A 15901-nucleotide genomic window follows, 5' to 3' on the forward strand; every position below is an offset into this window, starting at 1 on the left:
CACGACGGGGGGTGACTTTCGACTGACCTCGATCCCCCCTACTTCCCTGCATCAAGAACCTACGGTTTCATGCCTTGACGACCTGTCACGCTGCACGGCATGGCCTGCCGGCGTGGAGGCTGCCATGCGCACCACGCTGCCCACCACGATCAGGCAGGGCGAGGGGAGCGGTTCGGCGGCCAGCCTGGCCGGCATGTCGGCAAGCCCCCCGATCAGAAAGTGCTGGTCGGCCAGGCTGGCATTGGCCACCAGCATCACCGGCCAGTCGTCGGGGAGCCCCGCCCCACGCAGCCCCTCACAGATCGCCGACACCTTGCCGAGCCCCATGTAGAACACCAGGGTCTCGTCCCGGCAGGCCAGCGAGGCCCAGTCGGGCTCGCCGTCCTCCCGGCAGCGCTGGGCCGTGACGAATCGCAACTGCTGGGCATGGGCGCGATCGGTGAGGGGGATGCCCATGGCGGCACAGGCCGCCGAGGCGGCGGTGATGCCGGGCACGATCTCGGCCGGGACGCCGGCCTCACCCAGGGCACCCAGCTCCTCCCCCATGCGCCCGAACACGCCGGGATCCCCACCCTTGAGGCGCACCACCGACTTGCCCTGACGTGCCAGCCTGACCATCAAGTCACCGATCTCGGCCTGGGGGACGCTGTGGTGGCCACGGGCCTTGCCCACGTCATGGCGCTCCCGCCCAGCGGGAATCAGCGCCAGCACCTCATCCCCGACCAGGCGGTCGTAGACCACGGCATCGGCCTGCTGAAGCAGCCGGGCGGCACGCAGCGTCAACAGGTCGGCCGCCCCGCTGCCGGCGCCCACCAGATAGACGGTTCCGCTAGGGCAATCCCCTTCCCGCGGGTCGTCCGCGGGACGCGCGGCACTGCCGAACCGCTCGGCGAGCCAGCGGCCTGTCCCCTGGGCGAGACGCGCCAGCGGCATGCACGCCCTGGTTGCCGACTCAAGCGACATCGATGGCGTCGGGTTGCGGCTTGGCGCGCGCATGGCTCCCCTCCTCTTCGGCACGGTCTTCGATCAGGGACTTGAGTTCGGGAATGCAGCTGCCGCACTGGGTGCCGCAGGCGAGACGCGCACCCAGCGCCTCGACGCTGGCATCCCCCTCGCGGATGGCGGCGACGATGGCCCCCTCTCCTACCTGATGACAGCTGCAGACCAACGGACCGCTGTCACCGGCCCCGTCATCGCACCCGGCCAGCAGCCGACGCCTCTGCCCCGTGGACAGCGCCTCGCCGCTCGCCGCCTCGCTGAAGCGCGCATCGAGCCAGGCCAGACCGGGCAGCTCGGCCGGCGGCCCCACCATCAGCCACCAGCGCAGACGCCCCTCCTGGAGGCCCGCCGCCCGCAGGCGGCCCTGGGCCGGGTCGTCACACCACAGTGACGCCGCCACCCCCAGACGCCGGGCGGCCCAGGCCAGCCAGTCGAGTACCTCGCCGCCGGCCAGTTGCCAGCGCTGCGCCCGGGCCAGGGGAATGCGCGCCCAGTAGCCGACCTCGCCGCACCAGGTCGGCTCGACGGCCAGGTCATCGGCAATCACCAGGGTCGCTTCCCAGGCACAGGCCAGGGGCGCGAGGGACACGGCGCCGTGCTTGGATTCCGGCTGGCCCGACAGCGGGTCGACGTGCCCCTCGAGCAGGGCGCCCATGCGCGCCCGGCCGCTGAACTGGTCGGTCCAGTGAATGGGCACGAAGAGCTCGCCGTGGCGCTGAGCCCGGGAGAGACGTGCCCGGCCGACGTAGTCGCCGCCGGCGCCAACGAGCCTCGCCAGCTGCTGGTCCTCGATGCCGTGTGAGGCAGCATCGTCCGGGTGCACCTCGATGTAGGGCTCGGCGCGGTGGTTCATCAGCCGTGGGGCCCGACCGGTGCGCGTCATGGTATGCCACTGGTCGCGCACCCGGCCGGTATTGAGGCGTAGCGGACGGGACGGGTCGAGTGACTGCGCGGGGCCGCGGGGCCGCACCGGCACCAGCCGGGCTCGCCCATCCGGGGTGGCAAACCGGCCCGACTCGAACAGCCGGGCGGTGCCATGGGGGGTGTCGGCCGTCACCGGCCACTGGATTGGGGGGAGGGCGTCATAGGCGGCACGGTCGAGGCCGGCCAGGGCGGAGATGTCGAACAGCCGGCTCCCCTCGTTTTCAAAGCCGGAGAGCTCCGCGTGCTCGTCGAAGATCTCGGCGGGATGGGCGTAGGCGAAGGCCTCGCCGAACCCCAGGCGCCTGGCCACCTCGACCATGATCCACCAGTCGTGGCGTGCCTCTCCCGGCGGCGGCAGGAGGCCGCGCTGGCGCGAGATGCAACGCTCGGAGTTGGTCACGGTGCCATCCTTCTCGGACCAGCCGGAGGCCGGCAGGACGATATCGGCGTAGGGCAGCAGGTCCGTGGCGGCCGCGCAGTCGGAGACGATCACCAGCGGGCAGCGCTCGAGGGCGCGGCGCACGCGGTTGGCATCGGGCAGGCTCACCGCCGGGTTGGTGCCCATGATCCACACCGCCTGCACCTCGCCACGCTCGATGGCCTCGAAGAGGGCCAGCGCCTTGTGGCCGGGCCCTTGGGGGAGGGTCGGCACCAGGCCCGGCGTGGTCCAGAAGCGCGTGACACGGTCGATGGCACCCGGCGTGTCGTAGTCCATGTGGGCGGCGAGCTGGTTGGCCAGCCCGCCCACCTCGCGGCCCCCCATGGCGTTGGGTTGGCCGGTGATCGAGAAGGGCCCGGCGCCTGGCAGCCCGATCTTGCCGCCCGCCAGGTGGCAGTTGATGATGGCGTTGCCCTTGTCGGTGCCGCTGGAGGACTGGTTGATGCCCTGGGAGAAGAGCGTCACCACATGCAACTGGGTAGTGAACCAGTAGTAGAAGGTCTCCAGCCGCTCCGGGTCGAGATCACAGTCGGCGGCGATTGCCTCCACACTGGCGTCCTCCTCCCGAGCCGCGGCCAGCGCCTCCTCGAGGCCGGCGGTGTGGCGGTCAATGTAGACCCGGTCGAGCCTGCCGGTGTCGGCCATGCGGGCCAGCAGACCGGTGAACAGCCGGCCATCGCTCCCCGGTGCCAGGCCCAGGTAGAGGTCGGCGATCTCGCAGCTGTCGGTGACGCGGGGGTCGATCACCACCACGCGCAGCAGCGGGTTGCGGGTCTTGGCGGCCTTGAGGCGCTGGTAGAGCACCGGGTGGTTCCAGGCCAGGTTGGAACCCACCAGCACCACCAGTTCGGCCTCTTCCAGGTCCTCGTAGCAGCACGGCACGGCGTCGGCGCCGAAAGCGCGCTTGTGGGCGGCCACCGCCGAGGCCATGCACAGCCGCGAGTTGGTGTCGAGATGCGGCGTGCCGACGAAGCCCTTGAACAGCTTGTTGGCGACGTAGTAGTCCTCGGTGAGCAGCTGCCCGGAGAGATAGGCGCCGATCGCCGCCGCCCCCCGCGACTCGCGGATGGCCGCCAGGCGAGTGGCCACGCTGTCCAGCGCGGTGGTCCAGTCGACCTCGGTGCCGTCGACACGAGGCCGGGTCAAGCGGCCGTGCTCCCCCAGCGTCTCGTGCAGCGCCGAGCCCTTGACGCACAGGCGACCGTAGTTAGCCGGGTGCTGGCCGTCTCCCTCCACGTGGATCATCTGCTCGTCGTCCAGCTGGGCCAGAACGCCACAGCCGACGCCACAGTAGGGGCAGGTGGTTCGGGCCTGTTGCATGTCGACCTCCTCGAGGCTAGCCGGAAATGAGCGGGCAAACGACGACGCCCACCGCGTCGTCCCGGAAGGGAAGGCGCAGGTGGGCGTCGTTGCCGTCTGCCGCGGGGATGACCGCCTGGGCACCCCGGGTTGTTGGCTCTATCTCAAGCAAGCCATGTGCCAGGCGACGAAAACCCTCGCCATCCTGACCGGTTGCCCTGCCCGACGGGACGCTCGCGGCGCGTCATGAGCGGCCCGCCTGCACCAGTCGCGACGCATCCAGGCAAGCGCCCGCACCACTGCAGTGCAGCATGAGGCGACCCGGTGGTGTCGCCGCACCGCCAAGGCCGCTCACTACCGGCAAAAGGCGAACCTGGAATGCATCTTGCTTACAGCTGGGCCAGACGCCAAACGACGAGCGATGTCACCATGCCCCCACCCCTGAAGATCCTGCTGGTCGACGACGAACTCGTGCGCGCCGCCATGGTCGAGGAGGCCCTGGCCCAGGAGGGTCACGAAGTGGCCTGTCGGCTACAAGGCCCGGCCAGCCTCAACGAGATGGTCGCCCGCCACCAACCCGACGTGGTGATCATCGACATGGAATCGCCCGACCGCGACACCCTCGACAGCATGGCGCTGCTCAACCGCGAGAACCCCCGTCCGGTGGTGTTCTTCGCCGACCAGCACGACCCCGACACCATGCAGGCGGCGCTCACGTCCGGCGTCAGCGCCTACGTGGTCGACGGCCTGGTCCCCGGCCGGGTCAAGGCGATCATCGAGGTCGCCATCGCCCGCTTCGACGCCTTTCAATCGATGCGCCAGGAGCTCGACAAGGTCCGCAACCAGCTCACCGACCGCAAGCGCATCGAGCGCGCCAAGGGGCTCTTGATGAAGCACCAGGACTGCGACGAGGAGCAGGCCTACCGCATGCTGCGCAAGATCGCCATGGACCGCGGCCAGCGCATCGCCAAGGTGGCCGAGAGCGTCATCGATATCCTCGAGCACCTGGACAAGGGGTCATTGCCATGAGGGACACCACCATGTCGTCTGCCGCGACACCGGAACTCGCGCACCTGACGCTCGGCTTCATCCCGCTGGTCGATGCGGTGCTGCTGATCGTGGCCCGGGAGCAGGGCTTCTTTGCCGAGCAGGGCCTGGAGGTCACGCTGTCACGGGAGAACGCCTGGTCGACGCTGCGCGACAAGGTCGCGGCCGGCCTGCTCGACGGTGCTCACATGCTCGCGCCCTTGCCGCTCGCCATGAGCCTGGGCATGGAGCGTGCCCCCTGTGACACCCTGGCACCCGCCACCCTCAGCCATAACGGCAACGCCCTCGTGCTCTCCTCGCGGCTGTGCGAGCAGAGCGGAGCGGCGCTGGGCGACGATCCGGCCGAAAGCGCCCGCGCCCTGGGCGAGTGGCGGGCCCGCCATCCGGACGCAGCGCGGCCCCGCCTGGCCATGGTCTACCCCTTCTCCTGCCAGCATTTCCTGCTGCGCGAATGGCTGGCCCTGGGCGGGCTCGCCGCCGGACGCGACGTCGACCTGATCGCCCTGCCGCCGCCGCGCATGGTCGCCGCCCTGCGCGAGGGGCAGATCGACGGCTTCTGCGTCGGCGAACCCTGGGGCAGCCTCGCCGAGCATGAGGGGGTCGGCCGACTGGTGGCCAGCGGCGCCCAGCTGTGGCCCGACCACCCCGAGAAGGTGCTGGGCGTGACCCGCTCCTGGGCACGACGCTACCCGGCCACGCTCGGGGCGCTGCTGCGCGCGCTGAAAAGCGCCAGCGAGTGGCTCGCCGAGACGCCGGAACACCGTCGCCAGGCCCGTGACTGGCTGGCGCTGCCGCCCTACCTGGATCGCTCGGTCAGCCACCTCGATAGCCTGCCCGCGGGGCAGGCCCCCATATGCCAGCGCCTCTACGGTGGCGACCTGCTGCGGCCCGACGTCGAGGCCATGGGTCGGATCGCCGAGGCGTTGCAACGCCAGCTGCTCGACAAGGGCCGCTCGCTCGATATCCGCACCCTGCACGAGTGCCACGCCCCCGTGCATTTCGATGCTGCCCTGCACCAGTGAAGGGCAGCCAGGGTCCGCGCACGGTGATATTGCCCCTCACGCAGAGACCTCCACCTTGTTGAAATACTTGAAGTAATATCACGAACCCGGCCTTCTGGCCGGGTTCTTGTTAGTTGATGAGTAACAACGGCGATCAACGGTGATCGCCCCTCCTGACGAAGACGTCTCAGTGCTCCCCGATGCCGGGGCAGCACCGAGGCGTCTTCTTTTTTGTCACCTCGGAGGTGCCTGATCATGCACCCAGCCCCGCACGAGACCGAACACCTGGTGATCATCGGCAACGGCATGGCCGGCCACCGGCTGGTCGAGGCCCTGCTCAAGCGACCGGGCCGACCGGCGCGGATCACCGTGATCGGCGACGAGGCCACCCCCGCCTACAACCGCATCCTGCTCTCGCCCTGGCTGGCCGGCGAGATGGAGCGCCAGGCGCTCACCCTGCGCGAGGCCGAGTGGTACACCGAGCAGGGCGTCGAGCTGCTACTCGGCGAGCGGGTCACGTGGATCGATCGCGTGGCACGCCGGCTGACCACCGATGCCGGTCGTGCCCTCGATTATCACCGCCTGGTGCTGGCCACCGGCTCGCGCCCGGCCATGCCGGCGGTGCCCGGCATCGAGCTGTCGGGCGTCCACGGCTTCCGTGACCTCGACGACGCCGAGACTCTGGCAGGCGTCGCCGAGCATGGCGGCCGGGTCGTGGTGATCGGCGGGGGGCTGCTCGGCCTGGAGGCTGCGGAGGGCCTGCGCAAGCGCGGAGAGGGCTCTCCCCGCCAGGGCTCACGCGGCCTGGCGGTAAGCGTACTGCAGCGCTCTGCGCGCCTCATGAATCGCCAGCTCGATGCCACCGCCGCCGGCCTGCTGGAGGCCGAGCTCGGTCGCCGCGGCCTGGCCATCCACACCGGCGCTCAGCTGGCCGCGATCGAGGGCGACCACCACGGCAGGGTAAGCGGAGTGCGCCTCGTCGACGGCCAGCGCCTGGTGGCCGACTGCGTGGTGGTCGCCGCCGGCATCACCCCCAGCGCCGAACTGGGCCAGCGCGCCGGACTCGACGTCGACCGGGCCATCGTCGTCGACGACACCCTGACCACCTCCGACCCGGCGATCCACGCCCTGGGCGAGTGCTGCCAGTTCGAGGGCACCACCTACGGGCTGGTGGAGCCGATCTGGCGCCAGGTCGAGGTGCTCGCCGAGCAGCTGACGGCCGATCCCGCCGAGGGGGTCCGCTACGAGGAGAGGCCCTGCGCCACCAAGCTCAAGATCGGCGGCATCTCGCTGTTTGCCTTCGGCCCCATTGATCCTGACACCGGCCACGACGTGCTCGCCTACCACGACCCCGAGCAGGGCGACTACCGCCGACTGCTGCTGCGTGACGGCCGACTCGAGGGCGCCATCCTCTATGGGGACACCGCCATGGGCCCCTGGCTGTTCGACCAGGCCCAGGCGGGCAGCGATCTCGGCACCTGCCGCCAGGCCCTGCTGCTCGGCGCGGCCGATGCCGATGCCCTGCTCGATGCCCATCACTCCGACACCAACTCCGACAATCCGGACCGCCCCGTCAAGGAGGCCGCATGAACACGCCCAAGCAACACCTGATCATCATCGGTAACGGCATGGTCGGCCACCACCTGGTCGAGCAGCTCATCGAGCGGGGTGCCACGACGCGCTACGCCATCACCGTCTTCGGCGAGGAGCGTCACCGAGCCTACGACCGGGTGCACCTCTCCGAGTACTTCACCGGCCGCGATGCCGATGCCCTGGCCCTCTCCGACGTCGACTGGTACGCCGCCAACGGCATCGAACTGCGCCTCTCGGAGGCCGTGACCGCCATCGACCGCGACGCCGGGGAAGTGGTGACCACGAAGGGCCGCACCCCCTACGATCGCCTGGTGCTGGCCACCGGCTCCTATCCCTTCGTGCCGCCGATACCCGGCAGCGACCGTCCTGGCTGCCTGGTCTATCGCACCCTGGACGACCTGGATGCCATCCGCGCTGCCGCCGAGTCCGCCTCTACCGGCGTGGTGGTGGGTGGCGGCCTGCTCGGCCTGGAGGCAGCCAATGCCCTGCGCGGCCTGACCCTGGAGACCGCCGTGGTGGAGTTCGCGCCCCGCCTGATGCCCATGCAGGTCGACGGCGAAGGGGGCGAGCTATTGCGCGAGAAGATCGAGGCACTCGGCGTGCAGGTCCATACCGACCGGGCCACCCAGCATATCGAGGATGGCGTGGATGCCAGCCATCGCATGGTCTTCCAGGACGACAAGGTGCTGGAGGCCGACCTGATCGTCTTCTCCGCCGGCATCCGCCCGCGTGACGAACTCGCCCGGGACAGCGCCCTGGAGATGGGCGAGCGCGGCGGCGTGGTGATCGACGACCGCTGCCTGACCAGCGACCCGGCGATACTGGCCATCGGCGAGGTGGCGCTCTGGAACAACAGCATCTTCGGCCTGGTCGCCCCCGGCTACCGGATGGCCAAGGTAGCCGCCGACACCCTGCTCGGCGGCGAGGGAGAGAGCTTCCGCGGCGCCGACATGAGCACCAAGCTCAAGCTGCTGGGAGTCGACGTGGGGGCCATCGGCGATGCCCATGGCGACCGGACGCCCGGCGCCCGGGTATTCCGCTACCTCGACCAGCTCAAGCAGCAGTACCGCAAGCTGGTGGTTTCCAGCGACGGCAGGCGCCTAGTGGGCGCCATGCTGGTCGGCGACAACAGCGTGTATGACACCCTGCTGCAGTACTACAGCAACGGCCTCGACCTTCCCGAGGACCCGGCCTCGCTGATCCTGCCCAGCAGCGAAGGCGCCCCGACGCTGGGACCGGACGCCCTGCCCGAGACGGCCACCATCTGTTCCTGCCACAACGTCACCAAGGGCAATATCTGCGCCAGCATCGATGGCGGGGCCGGGGACCTCGCCGCAATCAAGGGCGAGACGAAGGCCAGCACCGGCTGCGGCGGCTGCACGGCCCTGCTCAAGAGCGTCGTGGAGCACGAACTGGAGAGTCGCGGCGTGGAGGTCGACCGCTCGATCTGCGAGCACTTCGCCCATACCCGCCAGGCGCTCTACGACATCGTGCGTGTCGAGGGCATCAAGACCTTCAGCGAGCTGATGGAGGTGCACGGCAACCCGGAGACCCACCGGCTCGGCTGCGACATCTGCAAGCCGGCGGTGGCCTCGATACTCGCCTCCTGCTTCAACGAGCCGATCACCGATGCCGCCCATATCCCGCTGCAGGACACCAACGACACCTTCATGGCCAACATGCAGAAGAACGGCACCTACTCGGTGGTGCCCAGGGTGCCCGGCGGCGAGATCACCCCGGAAAAGCTGGTGGTGCTGGGCCAGGTGGCGCAGAAGTACGGCCTCTATACCAAGGTCACCGGGGGACAGCGCATCGACCTGTTCGGCGCCCGCCTGGAGGATCTCCCGGACATCTGGAGCGAGCTGCTCGACGCCGGCTTCGAGACCGGCCACGCCTACGCCAAGTCGCTGCGCACGGTGAAGTCCTGCGTGGGCAGCACCTGGTGTCGCTATGGCGTGCAGGACAGCGTGGGCATGGCGATCCGGCTGGAGCACCGCTACAAGGGCCTACGCTCGCCCCACAAGCTCAAGTTCGGCGTCTCCGGCTGCACCCGGGAGTGTGCCGAAGCCCAGGGCAAGGACATCGGCGTCATCGCCACCGAGCACGGCTGGAACCTCTATGTCTGCGGCAATGGTGGCATGCGCCCGCGCCATGCCGAGCTCTTCGCCACCGACCTCGACGACGAGCGGCTGGTCCAGCTCATCGACCGCTTCCTGATGTTCTACGTGCGCACCGCCGACCGCCTGCAGCGCACCTCGGTGTGGCGCGAGAACCTCGAGGGCGGCCTGGACTACCTCAAGGAGGTGGTCATCGACGACCGCCTGGGGATAGGCGAGGCGCTGGAGCGCCAGATGCAGCGCGTCGTCGACACCTACCAGTGCGAGTGGGCCAATGCCATCGACGACCCGGAGAAGCTCAAGCGCTTCCGCAGCTTCGTCAACGACAGCCGCCCGGACCCGGACATCATCGTGACCGAAGAGCGCGGCCAGCTCCGCCCGGCATAAGGAATATCATCATGACCACCGCAACCGCAGCCAAGACCATGACCCAGACCTGGAAAGCCCTCTGCAACCGCACCGATCTGGTGCCCTTCTCCGGCGTCGCCGCCTGGCTCGATACCGATGAGGGGCCGGTCCAGGTCGCCCTCTTCTACGTTCCCGGTGGCCCGAACACGCCGCGGTTCGGCCTCGACCAGGAGCTCCATGCCCTCGACCACCGCGACCCCTTCTCCGGCGCCAACGTCATCGCCCGCGGCATCGTCGGCGATCTCCAGGGCGAGCCGGTCGTGGCCTCGCCGCTGTACAAGCAGCACTTCCGCCTCGCCGACGGCCAGTGCCTGGAGGACGAAGGCGTTCGGCTACGCACCTGGCCGGTCAGCTTCAAGGGCGATGAGGTCTGGATCAGGGCATGAAGGCAGGGCATGGCCGCCCCATCAAGGCACTGATCAACAACCCACTTCCCAGACAGATACCGAGCGTTACTCATCAACGGCAAGGCAGGCGTGGACCAGGCTCCCCGGAGTACGAGTGCGTCAGACCCGACCTTCAACGGTGAAGGCCCAACATCGCGTGTTCGATCATCACTCGACGAGGTACTCCCATGGAGATCCGCAACAAGGCCAACAGGATTCGCCTGTTCACCCTCAAGACGCCGCAGATGCGAGCCTTCCACTTCTCGTGGTTCGCCTTCCACCTCTGCTTCTTCGGCTGGTTCGGCATTGCCCCGCTCATGGCGGTGGTGCGCGACGACCTCGGCCTGACCAAGACCCAGATCGGCAACACCATCATCGCTTCGGTGGCGATCACCGTGGTCGTTCGGCTGCTGATCGGCGTGCTCTGCGACCGTATCGGGCCGCGCAAGGCCTATACCTGGCTGCTCTGTCTCGGCTCCCTGCCGGTGATGGCCATCGGTTTCGCCAACAGCTTCGAGACCTTCCTGCTCGCCCGCCTGGCGATCGGCGCCATCGGTGCCTCCTTCGTGATCACCCAGTACCACACCTCGATCATGTTCGCGCCCAACGTGGTGGGCACCGCCAACGCCACCTCGGCCGGCTGGGGCAACCTCGGCGGCGGGACCACCCAGATCCTCATGCCGCTCATCTTCTCGGGCCTGCTGATGCTGGGCGTCAACGAGGCCTTCGGCTGGCGGCTGGCCATGGTGGTCCCGGGCGTGGTGCTGTTCCTCACCGGCATCGCCTACTATCGCTTCACCCAGGATGCCCCCGACGGCAACTTCGATGCGCTGCGTGCTCGCGGCGAGCTGCCGGCGGCCAGCGGCGAGAGCAGTGCCGGCCAGACCTTCCTGGCCGCCGCCAGGGACATCCGGGTCTGGGCCCTGTTCGTGGTCTATGCCGCCTGCTTCGGTGTCGAGCTGACCATCCACAACATCGCCGCCATCTATTTCTTCGACAACTTCGACCTGACCCTGGCCACCGCCGGCATGATCGCCGGCCTCTTCGGCCTGATGAACCTCTTCGCCCGCACCCTGGGCGGCATCTTCTCGGACCTCTTCGCCCGGCAGGCTGGCCTGAAGGGGCGTGTGCGCTGGCTGTTCATCGCCATGCTCTGCGAGGGCATCGCCCTGATGTTCTTCTCGCAGATGCATGTGCTGGCACTCGCCATCGGCATCATGCTGGTCTTCAGTCTCTTCGTGCAGATGGCGGAGGGGGCCACCTTCGGTGTGGTGCCCTTCATCAACAAGCGGGCACTGGGCGCCGTGGCCGGGATCGTTGGTGCCGGCGGCAATGCCGGCGCAGTCGCCGCCGGCTTCCTGTTCCGCTCCGAGTCGCTCAGCTACCAGCAGGGGCTCTTCTACCTGGGCGTGGCCGTGATCATCGCCGCCCTCTGTACCCTGCTGGTACGCTTTACGCCGGAGGTCGAGGCCCGGGAGGCCACCGCCTACCGCGAGGCGGAGGCCAGTCAGGGAGGTGCCGCCCTGTCGCTGCGCTGACCCTTCCGTGTCTGCCTGTCTTGTACAAGCCACCGCCCCGCCGGGCGGTGGTGTTGCGCCTGGTTATTGAAACCGCCGTCGTCTATACGGCAGGCGAGTGGACAGCGCCCGGCTCGATGGCCGCTCGCCCCGGGAGGCGGTCCACCGCGGCAACCCGACCGGCTCGCTCGCGCTGCAGGTGGTGGGCGATGGAGGGGTTGCCGAATCGCAAGCACCTCGCCACCTTGGAAGCCAAGCTGTCCGCTCTCAAGACAAGGAGCCTGACCCATGAAGAAGCGCATCCTGGCCTATGGCCGCCTGAATGATGACCAGCTGGCCCAGCTTGGCCAGGACTTCGAGGTCCAGGCCTTTCCGGACCTGGCGTCCGCCGACGACCCGGCCTTCCGGGCCGCGCTACCCGAGGCGCACGGCCTCATCGGCGCCAGCCTGGCCATCACCCCCGAGCTGCTCGACGCCGCGCCAAAGCTCGAGTCCATCGCCACCATCTCGGTGGGCTACGACAACTACCCGGTCGAGGCGCTGACCCGTCGCGGCATCCTGCTGTGCAACACCCCCGACGTGCTCACCGAGACCACCGCCGACACCGGCTTCCTGCTGATCATGGCCGCCGCCCGGCGCGCCGTGGAGCTGGCCGACCTGGTCAAGCGCGGCGACTGGACAGCCGGGGTCGGGCCCGAGCACTTCGGCAGCGACGTGCACGGCAAGACCCTGGGGCTGATCGGCTTCGGGCGCATCGGCGCCGCCGTGGCCCGGCGCGGCGCCCTGGGCTTCGGCATGCGCATCCTCTACTCGAACGCCTCACCCAAGCCCGAGCTGGAAGCGGAGCTGGGGGCCGAGCGCCGCGAACTCGACGAGCTGCTCGAAGCGTCTGACTTCGTGTGCGTCACCGTGCCCTTCACCGCCGAGACCGAGCACCTGATCGGCGAGCGAGAGTTTGCCCTGATGAAGCCGTCGGCGATCTTCGTCAACATCGCGCGCGGCAAGGTCGTCAATGAGGCGGCGCTCATCGAGGCGCTGGAGATGGGGCGCATTCGCGCCGCCGGCCTGGACGTCTTCGAGCAGGAGCCGCTGTCGCCGGAGTCGCCGCTGCCGCACATGAGCAACGTGGTGGCCCTGCCGCACATCGGCTCGGCGACCCACGAGACGCGTACCGCCATGGCCCAGCGCGCCGTGGACAACCTGATCCTGGCGCTCAAGGGCGAGCGACCGATCAACCTGGTCAATGAAAGCGCCTGGAGACCCGCATGACCCCACCGAAACGGGATAGAAAAGGAACACCACTAGCTGGCCTGTCCCGGATGATCAATTACCCGGGACCCTACACCCAGGCAAAAGGCCTAATTCCGAGATATCCATGTGGTAGGTCTGAAACGAAGAGAGCGGATGCCTTTCCCTTAAAGTCCAGATTCACCCAACGGCACCCCCTGCAGTGAATCACCAAACCACTGCTGACGCAGGCCGCGCTGCTCGCGAAGCAGGATGACGAGGTACTCGGCCAGCGGGTGGCCAATGGGCAGGCAGGCGGCGTGGTCGCGCAGGGCCGGCTGGTAGCGCTGCTGTTCCGGGGGCAGGTGCGCAGCATTGGCGCGCTCGACCAGATCCTCGAACGGCGGCAGCAACAGATGGGTGGCGCGGCTGGCGAGGGCGATGCTCACCCCCTTGGCGTCGAAGTCGCCGAGATAGAGGTGGGGCCTGGCACGCTCTGCCCAGGCCTCGGCCACCCTGGCGAAGGCGCCGCCGTAGTGCCTGTCGCCGCGGTAGAGCACCAGCGGGCAGGCCCCGTTGGCCAGCGCCGCAGGGGGCGGCGCGAAGGCATAGAAGCCGTCGAGGTTCTCGACCTGAACCAGCACGTCGAAGGCGTCGAGGTCGAGGTCGCGCCAGTCGAGGTCGAGGAAATCCCGGGGGCGTCCGGCCAGGCCCGGCCGCCGCTCCGCCGCAGCGGGAAAGCTGGCCAGCACGCGTCGATCGCGAGGTTTCTCGCGGACGCCCTTCTCCTCCCGGTTACCCAGGTGGGCCTGTTCGGCGGTGGTCAGGCCGCTGAGCTCGGCGGCGATGGCGGGTTCGCCCAGGGCGGCCAGGGTCTCGTCGATCCGGGCGAGCAGCTCAGGGTCGAGCTGCAAGCGGGCGTGGGAGAGGCGCGGGCCGAGCTCGATATCGTGCGCCTGGCACCAGGCCACGACCTCGTTCGCCACCTTGCTGCGGCGCTTCTCCACTCTGGAAGAGTTACGCAGCGCATGGTCAGCATCGCGAAGCAGGTGGCGCGCACGCGATGACAGCTTCATGCCCCCACCCTCAGCTCGAGGCTGACGTCATGGATCAGCCGCAGGTGGTTGAAGGGGCTGGCCTGGCTCTCCTGCTGGCGAAGGCGGAAGGCGCGCTGCTCGCCCCTGGGCAGGCCCTGGAACTCGGCAATCACCTGGAAAAGCCAGATCTCCTCGCCCCACGCCAGCTCGCCCTCATGCAGGTACGCCAGGGCGCTGAGCCCCTCACCGCCGCGGTCCACCACCGCGAGATAGAAGCGTTCCACGTCCTCCTTGAGCGCCTGCTGACGAGCGGCGACGAGGGTGTCTTCCTGGGGAGCCGCGGCGGCGCCGGCGGTCACCGGTTCCGGGCGATGAACAGGCCGCGGCAGCCGGTGCAGCAGCTCGGTAAGTGCCCGAGTATCGGGGTGGTGATCCAGGGCCGCGGCGCCGGCGGGGACCAGCGGGGCGGCGCGGTTGACCAGCGCCGGCACCTCGCTGCGCCGGGCGTAGTTGCCGGGCACGAAGCCCGGATGTTCACGCAGGAAACCGGCCATGCCGGCCACCAGGCGGCTTCGCGACTGCTGCTGGCGGAAGCGGGCCATCAGCTCGACCATGCGCCGCTGCACCTCGCGCAGGCTGGTGTAGTGCTGGGTGAGCTGCTGCTGCAGGCCGCTGACCAGCAGCTTGCGCAGGGCACCATCGCTGCCCACCAGCTCGATCAGCTCGTGGAAGTCGATCAGCTCCAGGCCGTCGAGCAGGCGCACGATCTGCTTCTGGGCGCGCGCGTTCTCGCGAATCTTGTCGCCCAGGCGACTGACGAAGCCGAAGTCGCTGTTGAGGCGCCGCCACAGGCTGTCGATGGCATCGGCGAAGCGGCCGTTGAGGTCATCCACCTCCTGGCGCAGGCGCAGCAGCTGCTGCTCCTGACGCCAGTACTCGCCGGCGTCGCGGGCCTCGCGGTAGCTCTGCACCAGGGTACGCATCAGCTCCAGGGTCTCGGCCACGTCGGCATTGACGTGGCGCCGGGCCTCGTCGGCGAGCATCTCGGCGATCAGCTCGCGCACCTTGGGGGCGAGCTTCACCCCGCCCTGCTCGTCCGGCCGCCACAGGATGCGCGCCGCCAGCAGTCGGTTGAGTGCCGTGGTGCTGAGCCCCTCCAGGGGCACCTCGTCCCGGGCGTAGCCGGCCATCAGCGCCTCGGCATGCTTGCCGAGCAGCGCCAGCCGCTCGACGCCGGTGCCGATCAGGCGGCTCTCCAGGGCGTGGGGGTCGCGGTCGCTCACAGCAGGCTCTCCTGGCTGGCCGGGGCCTGGTCGTCCACGGGCAGGTTCTCCTCGTCGCGGATGAAACGCACCAGGTCGACCAGGTAGTCGATCTTGGCGGTGACCACGAAGTACTGGCGATCGGCGTGGGGCTGGAGCAGGTAGCCGTGCTCCTTCAGGCGCTTGAAGACCTGCTTGAGCTGGGCGTCGAGCTGGTCGCTCTGGGAGCCGAAGAAGGGGTCGGTGGCCAGTCGCTCGAGGCGCTCACGCAGCCCCTGGTTGTCCTCGCAGCGCGAGCTGAAGTCGGCGGGCTTGAGCACGTCACCGGGGGCGGCCAGGCCGTCGCGGCCCAGCGTCTCCTGCACCAGCTGCAGCCACTCCAGCATCGGCAGCAGGCTGTTGACGGTGTCCGCCAGCTGGCGCGAGAGCTGCTCGCGAGCGCCCTCGTCGAGCGCTCGCCAGGCCAGGAAGTAGACGCTGCCCTCGTCGTTGGTGGCCAGGCGGCGGTTGAGCGGGCGCAGGTAGGTATCGAGCTGCTCGCGAACCTCGTCGTCCTGCAGGCGACGGAAGGCGCTCTCGTCGCTCACCGCGCAGATGAACTCGCCGGTCAGCAGGCGTTCGAGCAGGGGGCCATGTTCAAGCATC

General features: G+C 69.1%; 12 protein-coding genes. 7 read left to right on the plus strand and 5 right to left on the minus strand.

Annotated elements, in window-relative coordinates:
* Positions 1 to 51: 51 nt before the first annotated feature.
* Both cobA and P8934_RS18355 read right to left on the minus strand, forming a co-directional pair.
* On the minus strand, positions 52 to 996 hold the full coding sequence (cobA, locus tag P8934_RS18350; RefSeq protein WP_278032288.1) for a uroporphyrinogen-III C-methyltransferase: 945 nt from the start codon (positions 994 to 996) through the stop codon (positions 52 to 54).
* The gene (locus P8934_RS18355; RefSeq protein WP_278032289.1) at positions 953 to 3682 is read right to left on the minus strand and encodes a nitrate reductase; all 2730 of its coding nucleotides are present in this window, start codon (positions 3680 to 3682) and stop codon (positions 953 to 955) included. Before P8934_RS18355 ends, cobA begins: the two co-directional genes overlap by 44 nt.
* A gap of 408 nt (positions 3683 to 4090) precedes the next feature.
* Between P8934_RS18355 and P8934_RS18360 the strand changes: the two genes are divergently transcribed.
* The 7 genes from P8934_RS18360 (at position 4091) to P8934_RS18390 (ending at position 12999) form a co-directional block, all read left to right on the plus strand.
* Positions 4091 to 4690 (plus strand): ANTAR domain-containing protein, encoded by a 600-nt coding sequence (locus P8934_RS18360; protein WP_278032290.1) that lies wholly within the window; start codon positions 4091 to 4093, stop codon positions 4688 to 4690.
* Positions 4687 to 5730, plus strand: coding sequence for a CmpA/NrtA family ABC transporter substrate-binding protein (locus P8934_RS18365; protein WP_278032291.1), 1044 nt, complete (start codon positions 4687 to 4689; stop codon positions 5728 to 5730). Before P8934_RS18360 ends, P8934_RS18365 begins: the two co-directional genes overlap by 4 nt.
* Before the next feature lie 234 nt (positions 5731 to 5964).
* Positions 5965 to 7299 carry an FAD-dependent oxidoreductase gene (locus P8934_RS18370; protein WP_278032292.1) on the plus strand — a complete coding sequence of 445 codons (1335 nt, stop codon included), beginning with the start codon at positions 5965 to 5967 and terminating at the stop codon, positions 7297 to 7299.
* Positions 7296 to 9806, plus strand: coding sequence for a nitrite reductase large subunit NirB (nirB, locus tag P8934_RS18375; protein ID WP_278032293.1), 2511 nt, complete (start codon positions 7296 to 7298; stop codon positions 9804 to 9806). Before P8934_RS18370 ends, nirB begins: the two co-directional genes overlap by 4 nt.
* An 11-nt stretch (positions 9807 to 9817) precedes the next feature.
* Positions 9818 to 10213, plus strand: coding sequence for a nitrite reductase small subunit NirD (gene nirD / locus P8934_RS18380; protein WP_278032294.1), 396 nt, complete (start codon positions 9818 to 9820; stop codon positions 10211 to 10213).
* Between the two features lie 188 nt (positions 10214 to 10401).
* Positions 10402 to 11751 (plus strand): MFS transporter, encoded by a 1350-nt coding sequence (locus P8934_RS18385; RefSeq protein ID WP_278032295.1) that lies wholly within the window; start codon positions 10402 to 10404, stop codon positions 11749 to 11751.
* Positions 11752 to 12018: 267 nt separating this feature from the next.
* Positions 12019 to 12999 carry a D-glycerate dehydrogenase gene (locus tag P8934_RS18390; protein WP_278032296.1) on the plus strand — a complete coding sequence of 327 codons (981 nt, stop codon included), beginning with the start codon at positions 12019 to 12021 and terminating at the stop codon, positions 12997 to 12999.
* Between the two features lie 146 nt (positions 13000 to 13145).
* Here the strand turns inward: P8934_RS18390 and P8934_RS18395 are convergent, their stop codons facing one another.
* From P8934_RS18395 to P8934_RS18405, 3 genes are read right to left on the minus strand one after another with little or no spacing between them, the layout of a single operon-like run.
* Entirely contained in the window at positions 13146 to 14033 is an 888-nt protein-coding gene (locus P8934_RS18395) for a hypothetical protein (RefSeq protein WP_278032297.1), read from the minus strand.
* Positions 14030 to 15277 carry a hypothetical protein gene (locus P8934_RS18400; protein ID WP_278032298.1) on the minus strand — a complete coding sequence of 416 codons (1248 nt, stop codon included), beginning with the start codon at positions 15275 to 15277 and terminating at the stop codon, positions 14030 to 14032. The genes P8934_RS18395 and P8934_RS18400 overlap by 4 nt, the downstream gene beginning before the upstream one ends.
* Complete coding sequence (locus P8934_RS18405; RefSeq protein ID WP_347403464.1) at positions 15274 to 15900, minus strand: hypothetical protein; 627 nt, start codon at positions 15898 to 15900, stop codon at positions 15274 to 15276. The genes P8934_RS18400 and P8934_RS18405 overlap by 4 nt, the downstream gene beginning before the upstream one ends.
* Position 15901: the final 1 nt, after the last annotated feature.

This window comes from Halomonas sp. CKK8, assembly GCF_029625235.1.
Lineage (GTDB): Bacteria > Pseudomonadota > Gammaproteobacteria > Pseudomonadales > Halomonadaceae > Halomonas > Halomonas ventosae.

Coding starts and splice junctions, on each gene's coding strand:
- P8934_RS18405 (WP_347403464.1), bottom strand. CDS start 15,900: ATGCTTGAACATGGCCCCCTGCTCGAACGCCTGCTGACCGGCGAGTTC.
- P8934_RS18370 (WP_278032292.1), top strand. CDS start 5,965: ATGCACCCAGCCCCGCACGAGACCGAACACCTGGTGATCATCGGCAAC.
- P8934_RS18395 (WP_278032297.1), bottom strand. CDS start 14,033: ATGAAGCTGTCATCGCGTGCGCGCCACCTGCTTCGCGATGCTGACCAT.
- P8934_RS18390 (WP_278032296.1), top strand. CDS start 12,019: ATGAAGAAGCGCATCCTGGCCTATGGCCGCCTGAATGATGACCAGCTG.
- nirB (WP_278032293.1), top strand. CDS start 7,296: ATGAACACGCCCAAGCAACACCTGATCATCATCGGTAACGGCATGGTC.
- P8934_RS18385 (WP_278032295.1), top strand. CDS start 10,402: ATGGAGATCCGCAACAAGGCCAACAGGATTCGCCTGTTCACCCTCAAG.
- P8934_RS18355 (WP_278032289.1), bottom strand. CDS start 3,682: ATGCAACAGGCCCGAACCACCTGCCCCTACTGTGGCGTCGGCTGTGGC.
- P8934_RS18360 (WP_278032290.1), top strand. CDS start 4,091: ATGCCCCCACCCCTGAAGATCCTGCTGGTCGACGACGAACTCGTGCGC.
- P8934_RS18365 (WP_278032291.1), top strand. CDS start 4,687: ATGAGGGACACCACCATGTCGTCTGCCGCGACACCGGAACTCGCGCAC.
- cobA (WP_278032288.1), bottom strand. CDS start 996: ATGCGCGCGCCAAGCCGCAACCCGACGCCATCGATGTCGCTTGAGTCG.
- nirD (WP_278032294.1), top strand. CDS start 9,818: ATGACCACCGCAACCGCAGCCAAGACCATGACCCAGACCTGGAAAGCC.